The 18436-nt window shown below is 41.4% G+C and carries 17 protein-coding genes and 1 other annotated feature; of the genes, 1 reads left to right on the forward strand and 16 read right to left on the reverse strand.

Annotation, left to right across the window (positions count from 1 at the left end):
• Positions 1–5: 5 nt before the first annotated feature.
• The 16 genes from IEO70_RS14485 to cymR all read right to left on the reverse strand — a co-directional run bounded on the left by IEO70_RS14485 (position 6) and on the right by cymR (position 16721).
• A complete protein-coding gene (locus tag IEO70_RS14485) occupies positions 6–935 on the reverse strand; it encodes a peptidase U32 family protein (protein ID WP_190999090.1) in 930 nt (309 codons plus the stop codon).
• Between the two features lie 5 nt (positions 936–940).
• Positions 941–1594: an O-methyltransferase gene (locus IEO70_RS14490; RefSeq protein WP_190999091.1), complete on the reverse strand. Its 654-nt coding sequence runs from the start codon at positions 1592–1594 to the stop codon at positions 941–943.
• 158 nt (positions 1595–1752) lie between these two features.
• Complete coding sequence (gene mltG / locus IEO70_RS14495; RefSeq protein ID WP_190999092.1) at positions 1753–2880, reverse strand: endolytic transglycosylase MltG; 1128 nt, start codon at positions 2878–2880, stop codon at positions 1753–1755.
• 277 nt (positions 2881–3157) lie between these two features.
• Positions 3158–3442 carry a DUF1292 domain-containing protein gene (locus IEO70_RS14500; protein ID WP_190999093.1) on the reverse strand — a complete coding sequence of 95 codons (285 nt, stop codon included), beginning with the start codon at positions 3440–3442 and terminating at the stop codon, positions 3158–3160.
• A 23-nt stretch (positions 3443–3465) separates the two neighbouring features.
• Positions 3466–3885 (reverse strand): Holliday junction resolvase RuvX, encoded by a 420-nt coding sequence (gene ruvX / locus IEO70_RS14505; protein WP_190999094.1) that lies wholly within the window; start codon positions 3883–3885, stop codon positions 3466–3468.
• Between the two features lie 4 nt (positions 3886–3889).
• A complete protein-coding gene (locus IEO70_RS14510) occupies positions 3890–4156 on the reverse strand; it encodes an IreB family regulatory phosphoprotein (protein WP_190999095.1) in 267 nt (88 codons plus the stop codon).
• 200 nt (positions 4157–4356) lie between these two features.
• Positions 4357–6993, reverse strand: a complete 2637-nt coding sequence (alaS, locus tag IEO70_RS14515; RefSeq protein WP_190999096.1) for an alanine--tRNA ligase — start codon at positions 6991–6993, stop codon at positions 4357–4359.
• A gap of 70 nt (positions 6994–7063) precedes the next feature.
• Positions 7064–7290: a binding site (T-box leader), on the reverse strand.
• A gap of 70 nt (positions 7291–7360) precedes the next feature.
• The gene (locus tag IEO70_RS14520) at positions 7361–8443 is read right to left on the reverse strand and encodes an AI-2E family transporter (protein ID WP_190999097.1); all 1083 of its coding nucleotides are present in this window, start codon (positions 8441–8443) and stop codon (positions 7361–7363) included.
• 571 nt (positions 8444–9014) lie between these two features.
• A complete protein-coding gene (locus IEO70_RS14525) occupies positions 9015–9146 on the reverse strand; it encodes a DUF3918 family protein (protein ID WP_190999098.1) in 132 nt (43 codons plus the stop codon).
• Positions 9147–9167: 21 nt separating this feature from the next.
• Positions 9168–9356 carry a hypothetical protein gene (locus tag IEO70_RS14530; RefSeq protein WP_190999099.1) on the reverse strand — a complete coding sequence of 63 codons (189 nt, stop codon included), beginning with the start codon at positions 9354–9356 and terminating at the stop codon, positions 9168–9170.
• Positions 9357–10091: 735 nt separating this feature from the next.
• Positions 10092–12518, reverse strand: a complete 2427-nt coding sequence (gene recD2 / locus IEO70_RS14535; RefSeq protein ID WP_190999100.1) for an SF1B family DNA helicase RecD2 — start codon at positions 12516–12518, stop codon at positions 10092–10094.
• A gap of 16 nt (positions 12519–12534) precedes the next feature.
• Positions 12535–13200 carry a tetratricopeptide repeat protein gene (locus IEO70_RS14540; protein ID WP_190999101.1) on the reverse strand — a complete coding sequence of 222 codons (666 nt, stop codon included), beginning with the start codon at positions 13198–13200 and terminating at the stop codon, positions 12535–12537.
• A 57-nt stretch (positions 13201–13257) separates the two neighbouring features.
• Complete coding sequence (locus IEO70_RS14545) at positions 13258–13818, reverse strand: DUF4825 domain-containing protein (RefSeq protein ID WP_190999102.1); 561 nt, start codon at positions 13816–13818, stop codon at positions 13258–13260.
• Between the two features lie 165 nt (positions 13819–13983).
• Positions 13984–15099, reverse strand: coding sequence for a tRNA 2-thiouridine(34) synthase MnmA (gene mnmA / locus IEO70_RS14550; protein ID WP_190999103.1), 1116 nt, complete (start codon positions 15097–15099; stop codon positions 13984–13986).
• Positions 15100–15120: 21 nt separating this feature from the next.
• Positions 15121–16266 carry a cysteine desulfurase family protein gene (locus IEO70_RS14555; RefSeq protein ID WP_190999104.1) on the reverse strand — a complete coding sequence of 382 codons (1146 nt, stop codon included), beginning with the start codon at positions 16264–16266 and terminating at the stop codon, positions 15121–15123.
• Between the two features lie 35 nt (positions 16267–16301).
• The gene (gene cymR / locus IEO70_RS14560; protein ID WP_190999105.1) at positions 16302–16721 is read right to left on the reverse strand and encodes a cysteine metabolism transcriptional regulator CymR; all 420 of its coding nucleotides are present in this window, start codon (positions 16719–16721) and stop codon (positions 16302–16304) included.
• A 321-nt stretch (positions 16722–17042) separates the two neighbouring features.
• Between cymR and IEO70_RS14565 the strand changes: the two genes are divergently transcribed.
• A complete protein-coding gene (locus IEO70_RS14565; protein WP_190999106.1) occupies positions 17043–18323 on the forward strand; it encodes a replication-associated recombination protein A in 1281 nt (426 codons plus the stop codon).
• The last annotated feature ends 113 nt before the right edge of the window (positions 18324–18436 follow it).

The raw sequence follows: 18436 nt of genomic DNA on the forward strand, positions 1-18436 counted from the left end.
TGTTTTTAGTAAACTGTCTCTTTGAAGAAGAATCCAGTGTCTAACGGACGATTTTTCGGTTGAATCGCTTCAATTTCATCAAGAAGCTCCGATTTGATATCGTCATACTTGTCTTCATCTTCTACACAAGTATCAATTGCTTTTCGGTAAAGTTTTGTCACAGCGACAAGATACTGCTGATCTTTTAAAATACCGTCAATCTTGAAACTATCAATGCCTGCTTCGATCATTTCCTGAAGCTCATCAATAATGCAAATATCGTTCGGGCTCATAATATGAGTGCCGTTAAAGTCTTCAAAAATCGGGTATTTATTGTTACGCTCTTCATCATGCAAAAACATATTTTTGTTTTGCTGACGATTTTCCACGTTCATAACTTTTCCTTGATATTCGAAATAGTTGCCGATTAATGTACGGCGTGATTGGAACATGCATGTCATGCCGTGCACTTGCACTTCTAATTCCACTTTGGCATGCTCTTTCATTTCTACGATTGCATCCATATTGATTTCACGGGCTAGAACAGCACGTTTAGCGCCTTTTTCTCCCCAATAATTACATGTGAACCAGTTCGTTGCAGTCGTTTCTGTGTTCCAATGAAGCTTCATCTCAGGCGCCACTTCTTTTGCAGCCATTAATACAGCCGGGTCGCCAAAGATAATCGCATCTGCTTTAGCATCGCGCACAAAAGCAATATAATCATCCAATTCTTCCACTAAATCATTGTGGAAAATCGCATTCATTGCGACGTACACTTTCTTATTATGCTGATGAGCCAATTCAATGGCTTTCTTCACTTCTTCTCTAGAGAATTCTCCCGCTAGACGTAATCCGTAACGTTGTTCGCCTACAACAAAAGCATCTGCTCCTGCTTCAATTAAAGGTAAGATATCTTCAACAGCAGTAGGAGTCACTAATAATTCTGGTGCTTTCATTTTTTTCACCCCTGTATTTTTTTCTTTTTGGAAACAGCCATTCCGTCCCCGATTGGCAGGATGACCGTATGATAATCTGGATGTTCCATAATCCAGTTGTTAAAATGTTTGATTTTCCTTACTAGAGCCCTTCTTCTTCTAGGAGTAATCGACTCTTCAGGCAAGGTTACTTCCCCTTTATATAAGACATTATCTGAGATAATGATTCCTTCAGGTGCGAGCAGCGGCTCATAACGCTCAAAGAAACGTACATATTGACCTTTGGCTGCATCAATAAAGATGAAGTCAAAAGGACCATGTTTCTTCGCTTCCTCTGCCAACTCAAGCGCATCTCCTTCAATCAAGGTAATGCGATCTTCTTTACCTGCTTCCTTAATATAAGCACGGGCCGCATCGATGCGGTCTTGGTCGCGCTCCAGCGTGACGATGGAAGCATGAGGCAAGGCATCTGACATCCGTAAAGCAGAATAGCCGATTGCGCTTCCTAACTCAAGGATGGAGGATGGATTATGGATTCGCAATAATTGAAGCAGCGCCTCTATACCTATGATATCCATAATAGGAACGTGATGCTCACGAGCGTAGTTTTCCATCTTGCTGAATAGCTCATTTCTTTTTGGTGTCAACTGCACAAGATATTCATTTATGGAATCACTCATCGTTTTCCTCTCCTTACTTCCTTAACTATCGTTCGAATTTAGCAACAAAAAACTCGGCAAAAGCCGAGAAATTCGTTTTTGTGGTTTCGTCTGATTTCAAACTTTCATTATTGTACCATAATCATAGGTAGAAAGTGAAATAGTGAAACATCACCAATTTAATTTGTTATATGTTCTTTCACTAATGCGTTGTGTTCATCCAATGTTTTCGAGAAGAAAACCTTCCCTTCCTTATTGGCCAGGAAGTACATGTACTCTGAGTTTTCCGGTTCCAGAGCGGCAACAATACTTGATTCACCGGAGTTTGCGATCGGTCCTGGTGTCAAGCCTTTATTTTGGTAGGTATTATAAGGATCATCTACTTCCAAATCTGAATAATAGGTACGTTTTAAATGCTCGCCAAGCGCATAAGCGACAGTCGGATCGGTCTGCAGCGGCCAGCCGCTTTCTAATCGATTGTAAAATACAGAAGCAATCATTTTTCGGTCCGTTTGCTGTGTTGCTTCTTCTTCAATTAACGATGCCATTGTCAATAACGTATGAGGCGTCATTTCCTTCTCTTCCATCAGCGCACGATATTTTTCAACCATTTTATTCGTTTGCGAAAGCATATCCGTGACAATCGTTTCTATGCTAGGTGTTTCTGTATAGTATTCATAAGTCGCTGGGAATAAGTAGCCTTCGAGCGGATATTTAATGTCACTTGCCCATATCTCATCAGTCAAAAGATCCGGGAATTGCAATTGCATTTTTTTGATTAATTCTTTGTCGTTCATGCTATTAAATATTTCATCAGCGTCCTGATTCGTTTTGTCTGCAATTAATGAAGCAATTTGCTTCAATTGTAATCCTTCAGGAATAGTCAGCTTCAATACCGCTTCTTGATAGAGCTTGCCTGTTTTAATAGTTTCAATAATTTCGCTTAGCTCCATCGATTGCGTCAGCTCATATGTCCCTGCCTGAAAGTTCGATTCATTCTGGAACTTCACGTAATATTTAAAAATAGAAGCATTCTTAATTACATTGTTTTCCTCCAAAATCGATGCAATCTTTGATGTAGAAGATCCAATCGGAATTTCTACAGTAATCGGCTTATTATTTGACGAATCTACCGGTTTCAATGCTGAGTTTACATATACAAAACCTGCTATAGCGACAATAGCTATAATGATAGCTATTGCAATCGTCGTAAAGAAAACAATTTTTCTTACCGTCTGAGCTTCTCCCTGCCGTTCAGCAAGCTTTTGTATCATAATCTCTTTTTTGTTTGAGTTCTTTCCGAACATTTAAGCAATCCCCCCAATGTCAAAATGTGTCATCTATTATGTCATATCTTGTTTTATTGACGAATATCTAGTCACTAACTCAACATTATACTAAAAATAACACACAATAACACACAATAACACAGCATTCCGCATATTTTTTAATTTGAATAAAATTTCAGCAGTGTTGATTTCTTAATTTCAAAAGGAGAGTTCGCCAACATCACTTTTGTTTTGTACTATTTGGAATAAAAAAAGAAGCTCTGCATAATTGCAAAGCTTCTTTTGGAAGTCGTTCTTATTCTTCGTCAGACTCTTGTTCTTCAACGAATGTGTTGTACATTTCTTCAACAAGATCCCATTCTTCTTCTGTTTCGATTGGCGCTAGTTCGCCTTCTGTATCTTCATCGTTTTGTACGTATGAAGAAGCGTGTACGATGATTTCACCGTTTTCATCTTCTTCACCGATTGGGTAGTATAAAACGTAGTCTTTGTTAAATTCATCTGAATGGAAGAAGAATAAAATTTCGCATAACTGCTCGTTGCCGTTCTCGTCAATAATTGTAATTTGTTGTTCGTTCATTATTATTAGCACCTCTATATCATTTAATTGCTGTTACGATCCAAGTAACCTTGGAGAATCATGACAGCAGCCATCTTATCAATGACTTTTTTACGCTTGCCGCGACTGACATCCGCTTCTAGCAACACTCTTTCCGCTGCCATTGTCGTCAATCGCTCGTCCCATAATACAACTGGGATTTTAAATTTCTTCTCGAAGTTCTCCGCAAATTGCATGCAAATTTCTCCGCGAGGACCAATTGTTCCGTTCATATTCTTCGGCAACCCGACCACAGCTGTTGTTATTTCGTATTCTTGGATTAACTCTTTTAATCTCTTATAGCCGAAATCATTCACCTGTTCGTTAATCTGGATCGTCTCGATTGGTTGAGCAGTCCAGCCCATCGCATCGCTTATAGCAACTCCAATTGTCTTCGAGCCTACGTCCAATCCTATACTGCGCATTTAATTACTCTCCACGATTATGTTTTAAATAGAACTTCACAAGCTCTTCAATAATCTCGTCCCTCTCAAGCTTGCGAATCATGTTTCTCGCATCCTGATGTCTAGGAATGTAGGCAGGATCACCTGATAATAAATAGCCGACAATTTGGTTTATGGGATTGTACCCCTTCTCCTGTAATGCGCTATAAACCAACATTAGTACCTCTTGCACATCTCGTTCAAATGGTTCTTCTTGAAAATGAAACTTCATTGTTTGATCAAAGGAACTCATTTAGACACCTCGCTTCTAGAGTTCTTTAGAAAAAGCTCCCCATAAGATTATTAAACATATTGTACACTAATAAATGTCGTATATCAAATTCGCCGACGAATGTTTGATCGTCGAAATGTTTCAAATTTATGAAGGTTTCCAAAGAAGATAAATTAATTCAGCGGGAGCTTATGCCCGCCGCTGAATTTGCTTATAGAAAGTTAAATCGCTTTTACCCATTCTTCAACAAACTGAAGAGCTGAGTCTACTTCGGCCGGATTTTTACCGCCAGCTTGAGCCATATCAGGGCGTCCGCCTCCGCCGCCTCCGCAGCGTGTAGCAACTTCCTTAATCAGTTTGCCGGCATGGTAGCCTTGAGGAATCAAGTCGTTTGTAACAGCTGCGATGATGTTTACTTTCTCATCTTGAACAGCCGCTAGTACGATAACACCTGATTCTAATTTTTGTTTCAACTCATCGGCCATTGTGCGCAGGTTATTCATGTCAGTAGCTTGTACTTTTGCAGCCAGTACTTTCACGCCATTTACTTCTTGTACAGAAGAAAGTAGATTGCCTGCTTCAATATTACCCAATTTTGCTTTTAATGATTCATTCTCACGGTTAAGTTCTTTCATTTCTGTCAGCAATGTTTCGATACGAGCAGGAACATCTTTGCTGTTTGTTTTCAACTGAGATGCCGCTTCTTTCAGAATTGCGATTTGGTCATTCAATTGATTATATGCAGCTGCTCCCGTTACTGCTTCAATACGGCGAGTACCTGCGCCGATACCTGATTCAGAAACGATTTTGAAAAGACCGATTGTTGCTGTATTATCAACGTGGCATCCTCCGCAAAGCTCAATGCTGTAATCAGAAACTTGAACTACACGGACAACGTCGCCATATTTCTCACCGAATAATGCCATTGCGCCCATTGCTTTTGCTTCAGCAATGTTTTTGCTTTCGATAACTACAGGAATACCTTCCCAAATTTTTTCGTTAACGATTTTTTCGATTTGCTCTAATTCTTCAGGCTTAATTTGACCGAAGTGAGAGAAGTCGAAACGCAGACGATCCGGTTGAACAAGAGAACCGGCTTGGTTAACATGCTCGCCCAGTACATCTTTTAACGCTTGGTGCAATAAGTGAGTTGCTGTATGGTTTTTCGTGATTGCACTACGGTTTTGTGCATCAACAGTCGCTTTTACTGCAGACCCTTCTTCTAAAACGCCGCTTTCTACTTTCACACGGTGCAAGTTTTGACCGTTTGGCGCTTTTTGAACGTCCAGTACAGTCGCTCTTACAGCATCGCTTTCAATAATACCTTTATCAGCGATTTGACCGCCGCTTTCTGCGTAGAAAGGAGTTTGGCTTAGGATAACTTGTACTTCTTCGCCTTCAGAAGCAGATGCTATTGATTCTCCGTTTTTAACGATTGCCGCAACTGTTCCTTCTGCTTGAAGCTGATTGTAGCCGACAAATGTGCTCTCTACTTTAATTTCACCAAGTACGCCGCCTTGAACTTGCATTGAATCAACATCTTGACGAGCTGCACGAGCACGTTCACGTTGCTCTTCCATTTCTGCTTCAAAGCCTGCATGGTCAACATTCATGCCTTCTTCTTCTGCATATTCTTCAGTCAGCTCAACAGGGAATCCGTAAGTGTCGTACAGACGGAAAATGTCTTTACCTGAAATTGTGTCGCTGCCTTTTTCTTTTTCTTTCTTAATCACGTCAGCCAGAATTTGCAGACCATCATGTAATGTTTCATGGAAACGCTCTTCCTCGTTTTTGATAACTTTTGCGATGAAGTCTTTTTTCTCCAGTACTTCAGGATAGAAGTCATTCATGATTTCACCAACAACCGGAACTAATTGATACATAAACGGTTTTTGGATTCCGATTTGTTTTGCGTAACGTACCGCACGGCGAAGCAATCTTCTTAATACATAACCGCGGCCTTCGTTTGATGGAAGCGCGCCGTCTCCGATTGCGAATGTTACAGTACGGATATGGTCCGCAATAACTTTGAATGCTGTGTCATGCTCTAAGTTACCTTGACGATACTTCACATCTGCAATTTCTTCTGTTGCACGAATGATTGGCATGAAAAGATCTGTATCAAAGTTAGTCGGTACGTTTTGGACTACAGATGCCATACGCTCTAAGCCCATCCCAGTATCGATGTTTTTCTTAGGTAGCGGTGTGTAAGAGCCATCCGGATTATGGTTGAATTGTGAGAATACAAGGTTCCATACTTCTAGGTGGCGCTCGTTTTCTCCGCCCGGATATAATTCAGGATCATTCGGGTCATCACCATATTCAGGTCCACGATCGTAGAAAATTTCTGTATTTGGTCCACTTGGGCCTTCACCGATATCCCAGAAGTTTTCTTCCAGACGGATAATTCTTTCAGCAGGGATACCTACTTTTTTGTTCCAAATTTCAAAAGCTTCTTCGTCTTCCGGATGAATTGTAACAGCTAATTTTTCCGGTTCAAATCCGATCCATTTTTCACTAGTTAAGAATTCCCAAGCCCACAGGATTGCTTCTTCTTTGAAGTAATCGCCGATTGAGAAGTTACCAAGCATTTCGAAGAATGTATGGTGTCTCGCAGTTTTACCCACGTTTTCGATATCATTTGTACGGATTGATTTTTGAGCATTCGTAATACGAGGATTTGCAGGAATTACACGTCCGTCGAAGTATTTTTTTAATGTCGCTACACCTGAGTTGATCCAAAGCAATGATGGATCGTCATGCGGCACTAATGAAGCACTTGGCTCAATATTGTGACCTTTTTCTTTGAAAAAATCTAAATACATTTGGCGAATTTGCGCACCAGTCAGTTGTTTCATTGTTCTTCCTCCTTATTATTAAAAAACCATAGACGGTTGTTTTTGGGCATAAAAAAACTCTCATCCCAAAAACAGGGACGAGAGTAACTCGCGGTACCACCCTGATTATGAGCAACACTCCATTGCTCATCACCTCAGATTGCCTTAACGCGGCAAACGGCAGTTATTAGCTGCACTCCGGACTAGCTTTCTGTTATCCTTCATCTGGAATTCCTCTCAGCCTCGGAAATTCCTCTCTAGCGCACCGGCAATGTGCTCAGATGGTCTATAACATACTTGTTCCTTCAACGTTTTTCACATATCTAATAGAGATTATATGGAGAACTCATTCATTTGTCAAACTATGCAAATATATTTTTATACAAGTTTAATCTCTTTTATAAACCATTTGCCTTTGCCTCTTAAAATGAATACGCGCATGTACAAGGGCTACCTTAATGATTGCTAAAACCGGAACGGCGACAAGCAACCCTACCACTCCACCAATTTCTCCTCCGATAAATAAACTGAGCATGATAAGCAACGGGTGCATATGCAGACTTTTCCCTACGATAAGCGGTGACAATATATTCCCTTCAGCAAATTGCAGGCCGAACACTATTACCGCCACCCAGATGACTTGTTTTGTGCTTGTAGCGGCAGCGATGAGTACAGCCGGTATTGCGCCGATGATTGGTCCGAAGTATGGAATGATATTGGTGACACCGATAATAATGCCGAGGAGCAGTGAATATTTAACATCAAGGAGCCATAAAAGCAGGCTTGAAACAACACCAATAATGAAACAAACGATTACTTGGCCACGAATATAGCTTCCTAATGATTTCTCGATGTCCTTCATAAAGGATGCACCTTGTTTTCTTACCTTTACAGGTGTGAGGTTCCAAGCAGCCTTTTTGATTAGAAACCAGTCTTTCAATAAATAAAAAGCCACTAGCGGCACTAGCGCAAAAAGCAAAATAAAGTCTGGTAATTGCGCCGTATATTCAATTGCTTTCATAAGGAGCACTTCTATTTTTCCTTCTACAAATACTACCGCATCTTGTATACGGCTTTGAAATTGAATTGGCCAGTTTGATGTCTTCTTTTCAATCGTCTGCAAAATATCCGTATATTGATCTGCCAAATGAGGCGTACTCTCCATTAAATCTTCTAATTCCCTCAGGATGACCGGCGTTGCTTTATAAAAAGCAAACGCGGTCCCTCCAAAGAAGAGAACATAAATGAGCGCGATACTCAAACTTCTATTCAATCCCTTTTGATGAAGCTTCTCTACAACCGGATGAAGCAAGTAGCTGATAAATGCCGCAATACCAAAAGGAATAAGTGCTTTTCCGATAATACTGATAATAGGGAGCCAAATCGGTTTTAATTTCAAGAATAAAAATACAACAAAAAACAGCAATAATATAAAGCCCAATCGATAAAACCACTTCATGCTGATATTCACTTTTCCACCTTCCTTACACTTATGTTTCGTAAGGAGCGTATTTTCATTCATACGAAAAACCGGCACCGGTCCTTTTTCATCATGTATATACTACTCAGATTCACTGCGATGAAAAAGGAGACATGCGGGAGTACTAAGATGAATCACACAAGAAACCCGGTTTTGGTTTCTTGGGGGAGGCAGCTTAGGACCGAGCATGGCAGGTGTAAGGTTAGACATCAAGAAAAACCGGCACCGGTCCTTTTTCATCATGACTACGCTACTTAGATTTACCTCGATGAAAAAGGAGACATGCGGCAGGACTAAGATGAATCACACGAGAAACCCGGTTTTGGTTTCTTGGGGGAGGCAGCTTAGGACCGAGCATGGCAGGTGTAAGGTTAGACATCGAGAAAAACCGGCACCGGTCCTTTTTCATTTTTGGAATAAAAACGGGACCCCGTCGCAAAAACGATTGGGTCCCGTTTTTCTTGCTTCTTCCTTGCCAGCTGTTTGCCTCCCGCTAAACCGAGAGCACTCATGCAACTGTTCTTGAAAGAAGGGCTTCTCCTAGTGTCTACCGAAAGTGATATTAGAAAAGCGATTTTACTTTTCGTTTCATTTTCTTAATCGAACGTCTGGAGAAGGTTTTAGAGTTCATATACGATGCGGCTAATGCGCCGGCACCAAAACTCATCATTGAAGAAACTGACATTCTTCGCATATTGTGTTCACCTCTTCCCATTTACATGGTATAGCGGCGATCGTCTTCCGAAAATAGGTCATCTAAAGAGCTTAAACTCCCGTCTTCTTCCACTTGATGAGTATGAATGATTCCTTTTTGCACAGACAATTCAATTAGACAATTCCAGCAATAATATTGGTTGACGCCAATTTTGCCGATATCCTTGCTACTGCAGTTTGGACACTTCAATCGCTAACACACCTCACACCTTGCCATTTTTCATATGAGAAAAAATGGCACTCTTTTAGCAATGATTGTGCCCAACTTCAGGAAGAATTATTCGTCTGCTGTCATTTTACAGCCCTTCACCTTGGAGATTCACTTTATTCTTTCGCATCGCCCGCTTAACTGAACATCCAAAATGTTGTAAGGAATTACTTTAATCATGATTTAATGAAGAGCTACCTCCATGAGAAGCAGACGAGAACTGTCGCTTGCTGACAAAATAAAATCCACACTCACCAAGCGGCTGTCCGAAATAGCGACTCATCTATTCCGAACATTAATAGTATGAGAAAAACAACGCATTTCATGAGAGGTAATTTTAAGAAAAACCGTCGCCGGTCCTTTTTCATTTTTGAATTATCCTCTTTTGCTATACTTCAATGGAAAAGGAGCCATGCGGGAGGACTAAGATGAATCACATGAGAAACCCGCCTTTAGTTTCTCAGGGGAGGCAGCATAGGACCGAGCATGGCAGGCGTAAGGTTAGACAGCTATCTAATTTCAAAGTTGACTTTTCTAATTTTAAGAAAAACCGTCGCCGGTACTTTTTCACTTGGATTTCACTTCTCGATACCGCAGGAGACATGCGGCAGGACTAAGATAAACCGGCACTAGTCTTTTTTATTTTTGTTTTTACTCGTTGACGCTTCAATGAAAAAAGCGAATGCTGAGTTATCTCATTCGCATTCGCTTCTCTGTTTAAATTATTTTCATGAAATCATATGGTGTTATATTGCCCATGCCAATCATTGGGTCTGTTTTCATCAATTCTTCTTCAAAGTTTTCCGGTTCAGTCTGTTCCCCATCAGCAAGCGGCAGCTCTTCCTGTCTTTGCTGTTCAGGAGACAGCACTAACTGCAGCTTTTGTTTAAGCGTTGTATTGCGGTCATGATCTTGCGTTTGTTCAACACCAATGCGTAAAGCTTCTTCTTCTCCGCATAAAATTAAGAACTTCTTGCTTCTCGTTATGCCTGTATAAATCAGCTTTCTTCTCAGCATGCGGTAATAGCTTTTCACAACCGGCATAATTACAATTGGGAATTCGCTGCCCTGTGACTTATGAATGGAACAGCAGTAGGCATGTGTAATTTGCGTCAAATCTTGCTTCGTATAAGCTACTTCAATCCCGTCAAAAGAAACATACACCAGATCTTGCTTTTCCGTATTTTCTTTCGCAAAAGAAATTGAAATGATTTCTCCCATATCTCCGTTAAAGACATTGCTTTCCGGCTGATTAATCAGCTGCAGCACTTTATCGCCGACACGATATATGCTGTCTCCGAACGTAAGCTCCCGTCGTTTGCCGTCCGTATTCGGATTGAGAATTTCCTGAAGTAGCTTATTTAACGAATCAATGCCGGCAGGTCCTCTGTACATGGGTGCGAGTACTTGAATATCCTTCGAACTGTAGCCTTTTTTCTTAGCGTTCATGACGACCTTCTCGACAACTTGCGCAATTTGCGAAGAGGAACACGGGAAGAAGGATCGGTCTTTTTGCTGCACCGTTATATTGGCAGGCAGACGCCCTTTCTTCATTTCATGAGCCAGCTCGATAATTGAGGAGCCGTCAGCTTGGCGATAAATGCTTTCGAGTTTAATCGTCGGAACGCAATGGGAGTCTAATAAATCTTTCAGCACTTGTCCCGGACCGACTGATGGGAGCTGATCTTCATCGCCAACAAAGATGACTTGAACATGTTCCGGCAACGCCCGAAGTAGCTGGTGAGCCAGCCAAGTATCAACCATTGACATTTCATCGATAATGACAATACGACCTTCAATTGGATTTTCCTCATCATGGCTGAAACCCTCGCTTCCATTCCAGCCTAAAAGCCGGTGAATAGTGACAGCCGGCAAGCCGGTTGATTCGGTCATCCGTTTGGCAGCACGCCCTGTTGGCGCTGCCAGCACAAATGGAAATGGATCTCCGCTTTTATAGGCATGAACGTCCATCGAGACGCCATGGAGCTCGCTGTACAATTCGACAATACCTTTAATAACGGTCGTTTTCCCCGTACCAGGTCCGCCTGTTAGGATCATCATAGGCGACATTAACGCAGTCTGGATGCCTTCCTTCTGGGCTGGAGCATACTCCACTTGCAGACGCTCTTCCAATTCTCCAAGCGCCAGCAAAAACTCCGATTCCGGAAATGCGTTGCTGTACTCTTTCTGCGCTAAAATACGTTTTATATTGGTCGCAATTCCTTTTTCCGAATAATAGAGTGAAGGAGAATAAATTCGCTTATCCTCAATAACAAGCTTTCCTTCTTCCTCAAGAGACAAAATAGCTGTCGATATTTCTTGAAATTCAATCGCGCCATGCTGATTGCCTTCTAAAAGCTCCTGCACCTTTTGCAGAAGTTGTTTCGCTTCGATATACGTATGGCCTTCCTGATGGCTCTCCATTTCAAGCGTATATAAACAACCCGCTTTAATGCGATCGGGATGATTGCCGCCGATTCCAAGCTGATAGCCCAATTCATCCGCTCGTCCGAAACCGATGCCCTCGATATCCTCGACAAGCTTATAAGGATTCGTTTGTATAATACTTAATGTCTCCTGTTTATACAGCTGATAAATTCTCATTGAAATCTGCGGGCCGAATCCATATTGGTTCAGACCAATCATCACTTGCTCAAGACCTTGATGCTCAACTAGTGTGTCATACAAGCTTTTTGCTTTTTCTCCGGAAAGTTTCGGTACCGTATCCAAAAGTGAGGGGTTTGCTAATATTTTAGATATCGCATTATCACCAATTGTTTCAACAATTGTTTCAGCTGTTTTCTTACCGATCCCTTGGAACAGATTACTGGAGAGATAACTGATGATCCCTTCTTTTGTTTGCGGCATATCCTTCTGAAAATGATCGACTGCGAATTGCTGTCCAAACTTCGGATGCTCTTTCAGTTTCCCGTAAAAAACATACGTTTCATGCTCATGAATCGGAGGAAAGTAGCCGACAATCACTGCTTCTTTTTCATCGTAATCAGCATTTGTCTCGTCGACCCGAATGCGAACAACAGAATATAAGTTTTGATCGTTATGAAAAATAGTTACGATATGCCGACCTTTCATGAACAGTTTTGTTTGATCTTCAAACAAAGGCATTTCATCCTGTTGCACCATCGATTCCTCCTTTTAATTATTGTTCAGATAAAATTTGTTCCATAATCTTCTTGCCGTTAGCTGCCAGCATATGATCGCTTTGTGCCTCTAGCGCCTTTGTGAAGCATTCCAATGCTTTCTCCGCATCTTCAAGATGTCCAGCATACGCAACACCAAGGTTGTATAGCGCATCAGCGTGTTTCGGATTACGGTTCAACACTTCATGAAGCTCCTGCATTAGCTCTTCGTACATTTCTGCATTCGCTAAGCAAAGTGCATATTGAAAACGAGCTTCAACATCTTCCGGATTCAGCTCAACACTGCGCTGCAAATATGGCATCGACAAAGTTGGCTGATCAAGCTGCTGCAGCGTCATGCCAAGCATGAAGTAGCAATCGCTGTTTTCAAGCCCTGCGCGAATAGCCTTTTCCAGTAAATCTTTCGCGTCCATGTATTGTTCGCTCTCATAATATAAATTGCCAAGCGCATAAAAAGCCGCTCCTGCATTCTCATCGATTGTTAAAGCTTTTTTATAGAAATTAACAGCTTTTTCGCGTTCACCGACAGCTGTTAATACATTCCCAAAGTTAATATAAGCAACCGCATCATTCGGATTCTCCTCGATTGCTTCAGAGAAAGCTTTCGCTGCCTCTTCCCATTTTCCTTCTTGCATATATTTAATGCCTGCTTCATTATGACTCATTATTTTTCACACTCCATTTTTTCTACAAAGAGTATAACATATTTCCTTGCGCAATCCTTACAGTAATGGATAGGCCGTATAAAATTCATTTATTTTATCATCACTGGCCATAATTCCCTCTTCAATATCCGCTTTCCAAAGCTCGCCGTCCTGCGCATATGGCGTCACATCCTTGCCAAGAAATTGCTCAATATCCGCTCTTGTGACCATTAATGTATGCGGTGTTTCTGTTTCTGTTCGAAATGTCAGTTGATCAACATTATCTACAAGCGCAAAATAAGCAATGGCATTGAACAAAAATGCTCTTTTTGCATTCATTTCTGACCAATCAATTTCAAATGATTCATTTGTTCTCTCTGATTCTTCTTTTAAACCGTATACAATACTTATTCCGTATGGCTGTTCTTTCGTTTGCAGTTCAACTTGCTTTACATCTACCCCGCCCGGCAATACATAACCGATGTTTACCACTGAACTTGCATCGCCGACAAGTGAACCTGCATATGTAATCAACACATCGATTGGTTCTTCTTTCTCCTTTTCCAATACAGAGCTGCAGCCCGCCATTACCAAAAATGACCCGATAAGTATACTAATTGACAATAAAAAACGTTTCACGCTTTAATCCCTCCCCCTTCTGTTCTGTTGCCTCATATATTTGTAAAAAGGGAGCATTTTTAAATACCGCAAAATGAAGTGTCCCATCTTAAACACGAATAAAAACCTCAGCACTGATAATGCTGAGGTTTTATTATACTAGATGGCAACTCACTTTAAAATACGTTACGCCAAGTAAGTCAGCTGCTCTCCGTTCTTATAGACTGTATCGATTGTTCCGCCGCCAAGACAAACTTCTCCATCATAGAAGACAACAGCTTGTCCGGGTGTAATTGCTCGTGTAGGCTCATCAAAGATGACCTCAACCGTTTCATCGCCCAGCACCTTTACTGTTACACCTACATCTGTTTGGCGGTAACGGAATTTTGCTGTGCATTTGAATTCCTGAGCTTTCGGCTGATTAGCTACCCAGCTGACGTTGACTGCCTGTAAGGATGTAGAGTACAGTTTGTCGTGGTGGAAACCTTGACATACATACAATACATTACGCTTCAAGTCTTTGCCTACAGCAAACCAAGGTTCTCCGCTTCCGCCGATGCCAAGTCCGTGGCGCTGACCGATTGTGTAATACATCAAACCGTCATGCTTGCCTTTCACTTCTCCGTCCAATGTTTCCATATTGCCAGGTTGCGCAGGCAAGTATTGGCTCAAGAACTCTTTGAAGTTTCTTTCGCCGATAAAGCAGATTCCTGTTGAATCTTTCTTCGTCGCAGTCGCTAATCCAGCTTCCGCTGCGATTTCACGCACTTTTGATTTTGGAAGGTGACCTAACGGGAACATAACCTTTTGCAATTGCTCTTGCGTAAGCTGATTCAAGAAATAAGTTTGATCCTTGTTATCATCTACTCCGCGAAGCATTTTATATTCTCCGTCGCGGAATTCCACTTGCGCATAATGTCCAGTTGCTAAATAATCGGCACCAAGATTAAGCGCATGCTCAAGAAATGCTTTGAACTTGATTTCTTTATTGCACATAACATCCGGATTTGGCGTTCTGCCCGCTTTATATTCATCAAGGAAATACGTAAAAACTTTATCCCAATACTGTTTTTCAAAGTTAACAGCGTAATAAGGAATACCGATTTGGTCGCACACTTTCATTACGTCTTCGTAATCTTCAGTAGCTGTGCAAAAACCGTTCTCATCCGTATCATCCCAGTTTTTCATGAAGATACCCACTACATCATAGCCTTGTTGCTTTAAAAGCAGGGCTGCTACAGAGGAATCTACGCCGCCTGACATACCTACTACAACGCGGGTATTTTCTGGTGATTTATTCATTACTACTAACCCCACTTTTAATTATTGTTTCGTAAGCCGCTTCACGATTTTCACCGTTTCATTGGCAGCTTGCTCCACTTGAACTAATGTATTATTTAAACCGAAGCTGAAACGTATCGCATTCGTTGTTCTATCACTATTTTTGCCGAACATTGCCACTAATACATGTGATGGATCTATAGAGCCTGCCGTACATGCTGATCCGCTTGAAACAGCAATACCCGCCAAATCCATATTCACAAGCATCGCTTCCACATTTGTTCCCGGGAAACTGATGTTTAATACATGCGGCAAAGAATGCTCGACCGAACCATTTAATGAGAATTCGATGCCTTCCTCAGCAAAAATCTCCTGCATACGTTGCTTGAATTGTTTGTAAAGCTCTTGCTTTTCATCCATACTATCTTGCGCTATCGCAGCCGCTTTTGTAAACCCTAATATCGCTGGTAGATTTTCGGTACCTGCCCGGCGCTTTCGTTCTTGCTCTCCGCCATACATAACCGGCATAAGAGAAATACCTTCTCTGCAAAACAGAAAACCGATTCCTTTAGGCCCGTTAATTTTATGAGAAGAGACAGCCAGAAGGTCAACATGAAGATTATTTAAATCAATTGGCACAATGCCATAAGCCTGAACGGCATCTGTGTGAAAAAATGCCTGATGATTCTTCAGCAATTCGCCGATTGCTTCAATGTCCTGAATTGTGCCCACTTCGTTATTGCCGAACATGACAGAAACAAGAATTGTATCGTCACGAAGTGCTTCCTTCAATTCATCGAGAGAAATTCTCCCTTGTTCATTGACCTGTAAATATGTTACTTCATAGCCCTCTTTCTCAAGGCTTTCGAATGTATGCAAAACGGCATGATGTTCAATAACCGTCGTAATCAAGTGTTTGCCCTTTTGCTGATAGCCACGGGCAACGCCTAATATTGCCATATTATCTGCCTCTGTACCGCCGCTTGTGAAGATGATTTCATTTTCCTTTGCCGAAATCGTCTTGGCAAGCTGACGACGTGCTTCATTCAATTGCTTGCGGGCTTCTCTTCCGAAGGCATGAATGCTCGAAGGATTTCCGAAGCTATTTTGCATTGCTGACATTACCTCATGCAGTACATCCTGATGAACAGGAGTAGTAGCGGCATGATCGAGATAGATTCTTTCCACTACCTCTCCTCCTTTTTATGATTAATGATTAATTATTAAATATAGAACATATAAGAATCAGGCGCTTTATCTTCCTTATAGTTCGCTAAATCTTCTAATGTTGTTGTATCTAAAACGTCTTTAACCGCATCGCGAATACGAATCCATAGAGAGCGTTTAACCGGTTCCTCTTCTTCAATCCCTTCAACAGGACTGATTGGGCCTTCCAACACACGGATGATATCGCCACACGTAATTTCGCTCGGTTCCTTTGCTAAAACATATCCGCCGTATGCTCCTCTTATACTCTTAACTAAGCCGGCATTTCTTAAAGGAGCAATCAGCTGTTCCAAATAATGCTCCGACAAGTCATTTGTTTGCGCAATCAATTTCAATGAAGTAGGTCCTTCTCCGTGCTTTTTCGCAAGCTCAATCATTATTGTCAAACCGTAACGACCTTTAGTAGAAATCTTCATTTCTTCAACACCCCTATATTTTTTTCTGGCAATTTTATATATAACAGCTTGTAAAATGTAAGCTGAAAGAACTCAAAAATTGATGTACCATTAAATTCCCTACTCAGATAGGAATACTTTCTCCATAAACATCATGTCCCGTTCAAAAATAACCATGATATTATAGCATAATGCTTTATTACCGTGCATGTTATCTTATTATTATACAGCATTCAACCATTCTGCAAACTTTTAATCATACATTTCCTCATCTTTTATTTTATGATAGGATTGACTATTATCTCAATTCTTTCACTAAAAGCGCCGAAAGGAGGAATCCCAATGTTTCAATCAGAACCGTTAGCTTATCGCATGCGTCCGAAAACGATTGATGAAATAGTCGGCCAGGATGACGTGATCGGACCTAAGACCGCTTTGTATCGCATGATTCAAAATGACCATGTTCCTTCAATTCTATTATATGGACCACCCGGAACTGGAAAAACATCGCTAGCTTTCGCTATCGCCGGCACGACAAAAAAGGAATTTTATGCCCTGCACGCGACAACGGCAGGAAAGAAAGATATAGAATCCGTCATCGAAGAGGCAAGATTGACGCGCAATGCTCTTCTTTTCATTGATGAAATCCACCTTCTGAACAAAACACAGCAGGATGCCTTGCTGAAAGCGTTAGAAGAAGGGATTTTCACTTTGATCGGCGCAACAACGGAAAACCCTTTTCATAGCGTTAGAGGCGCGATTCTTTCGCGAATGGGCCAAATTAAACAATTAAAGCACCTGACTTCAGATGCGATCATCACGCTCCTTAAACGCGCCTTGCAATCTCCAGACGGTCTCGGGAAGATGAATATTTCCATGCCGGACGAGCTGCTAAGATTAATCGCCGAAACGACCGGAGACGGACGTTCCGCTCTCAATTTATTAGAAGATATCATTTGGGCATCCGAAAAGGGTGATGATGACCAGATCACCGTAACAGAGGATACGGTCAGACAATGCCTTGAAAACAAAGGATTCTCACATGACAACAAAGGTGATATTTACTATCATCTTCTCTCCGGTTTTCAAAAGAGCATACGCGGAAGCGACGTTAATGCAGCCTTGCATTATTTAGCCCGATTACTGGAAGGCGGAGACCTGGTTTCCATTGCGAGAAGATTATTAGTTATTGCCTATGAAGATATCGGCCTGGCAAACCCTGAGCTTTGCGCCCGAATCTTGCCTGCCATCCAAACAGTAGAACGATTAGGACTTCCGGAGGGACGAATACCGCTGTCAGTTGTGACGGTTGAACTATGTCTATCAGCCAAAAGCAACTCTGCCTACAAAGCATTGGATAAGGCCATTGATGATGTAAGAAGAGGCAGAACCGGCGATATACCTGACCATCTGAAAGACGCACACTATCAAGGCGCAGCTAAACTTGGACACGGGAAAGGTTATTTATATCCCCACGACTATCCGAACGGCTGGGTCAATCAACAGTACTTGCCGGATGAAATAAAAGATACGACATATTATGAGCCTAAAGATGCGGGCGAAGAAAAACGACTGCATCAAATTTACGAAAGACTGAATGAATTAAAGAAAAAACGACTGTAGCCTTGAACTGTAACCCGATAAATGGACACTTGAAAAAAAGTCCATTTATCGGGTTTTTATGTTTTTCTGTGAAAATCCGTATATAATGAACAATAGTTTTTCATCGGAGAGGT

This window comes from Peribacillus faecalis (assembly GCF_014712675.1).
GTDB classification, from domain to species: Bacteria; Bacillota; Bacilli; order Bacillales; family DSM-1321; genus Bacillus_AD; species Bacillus_AD faecalis.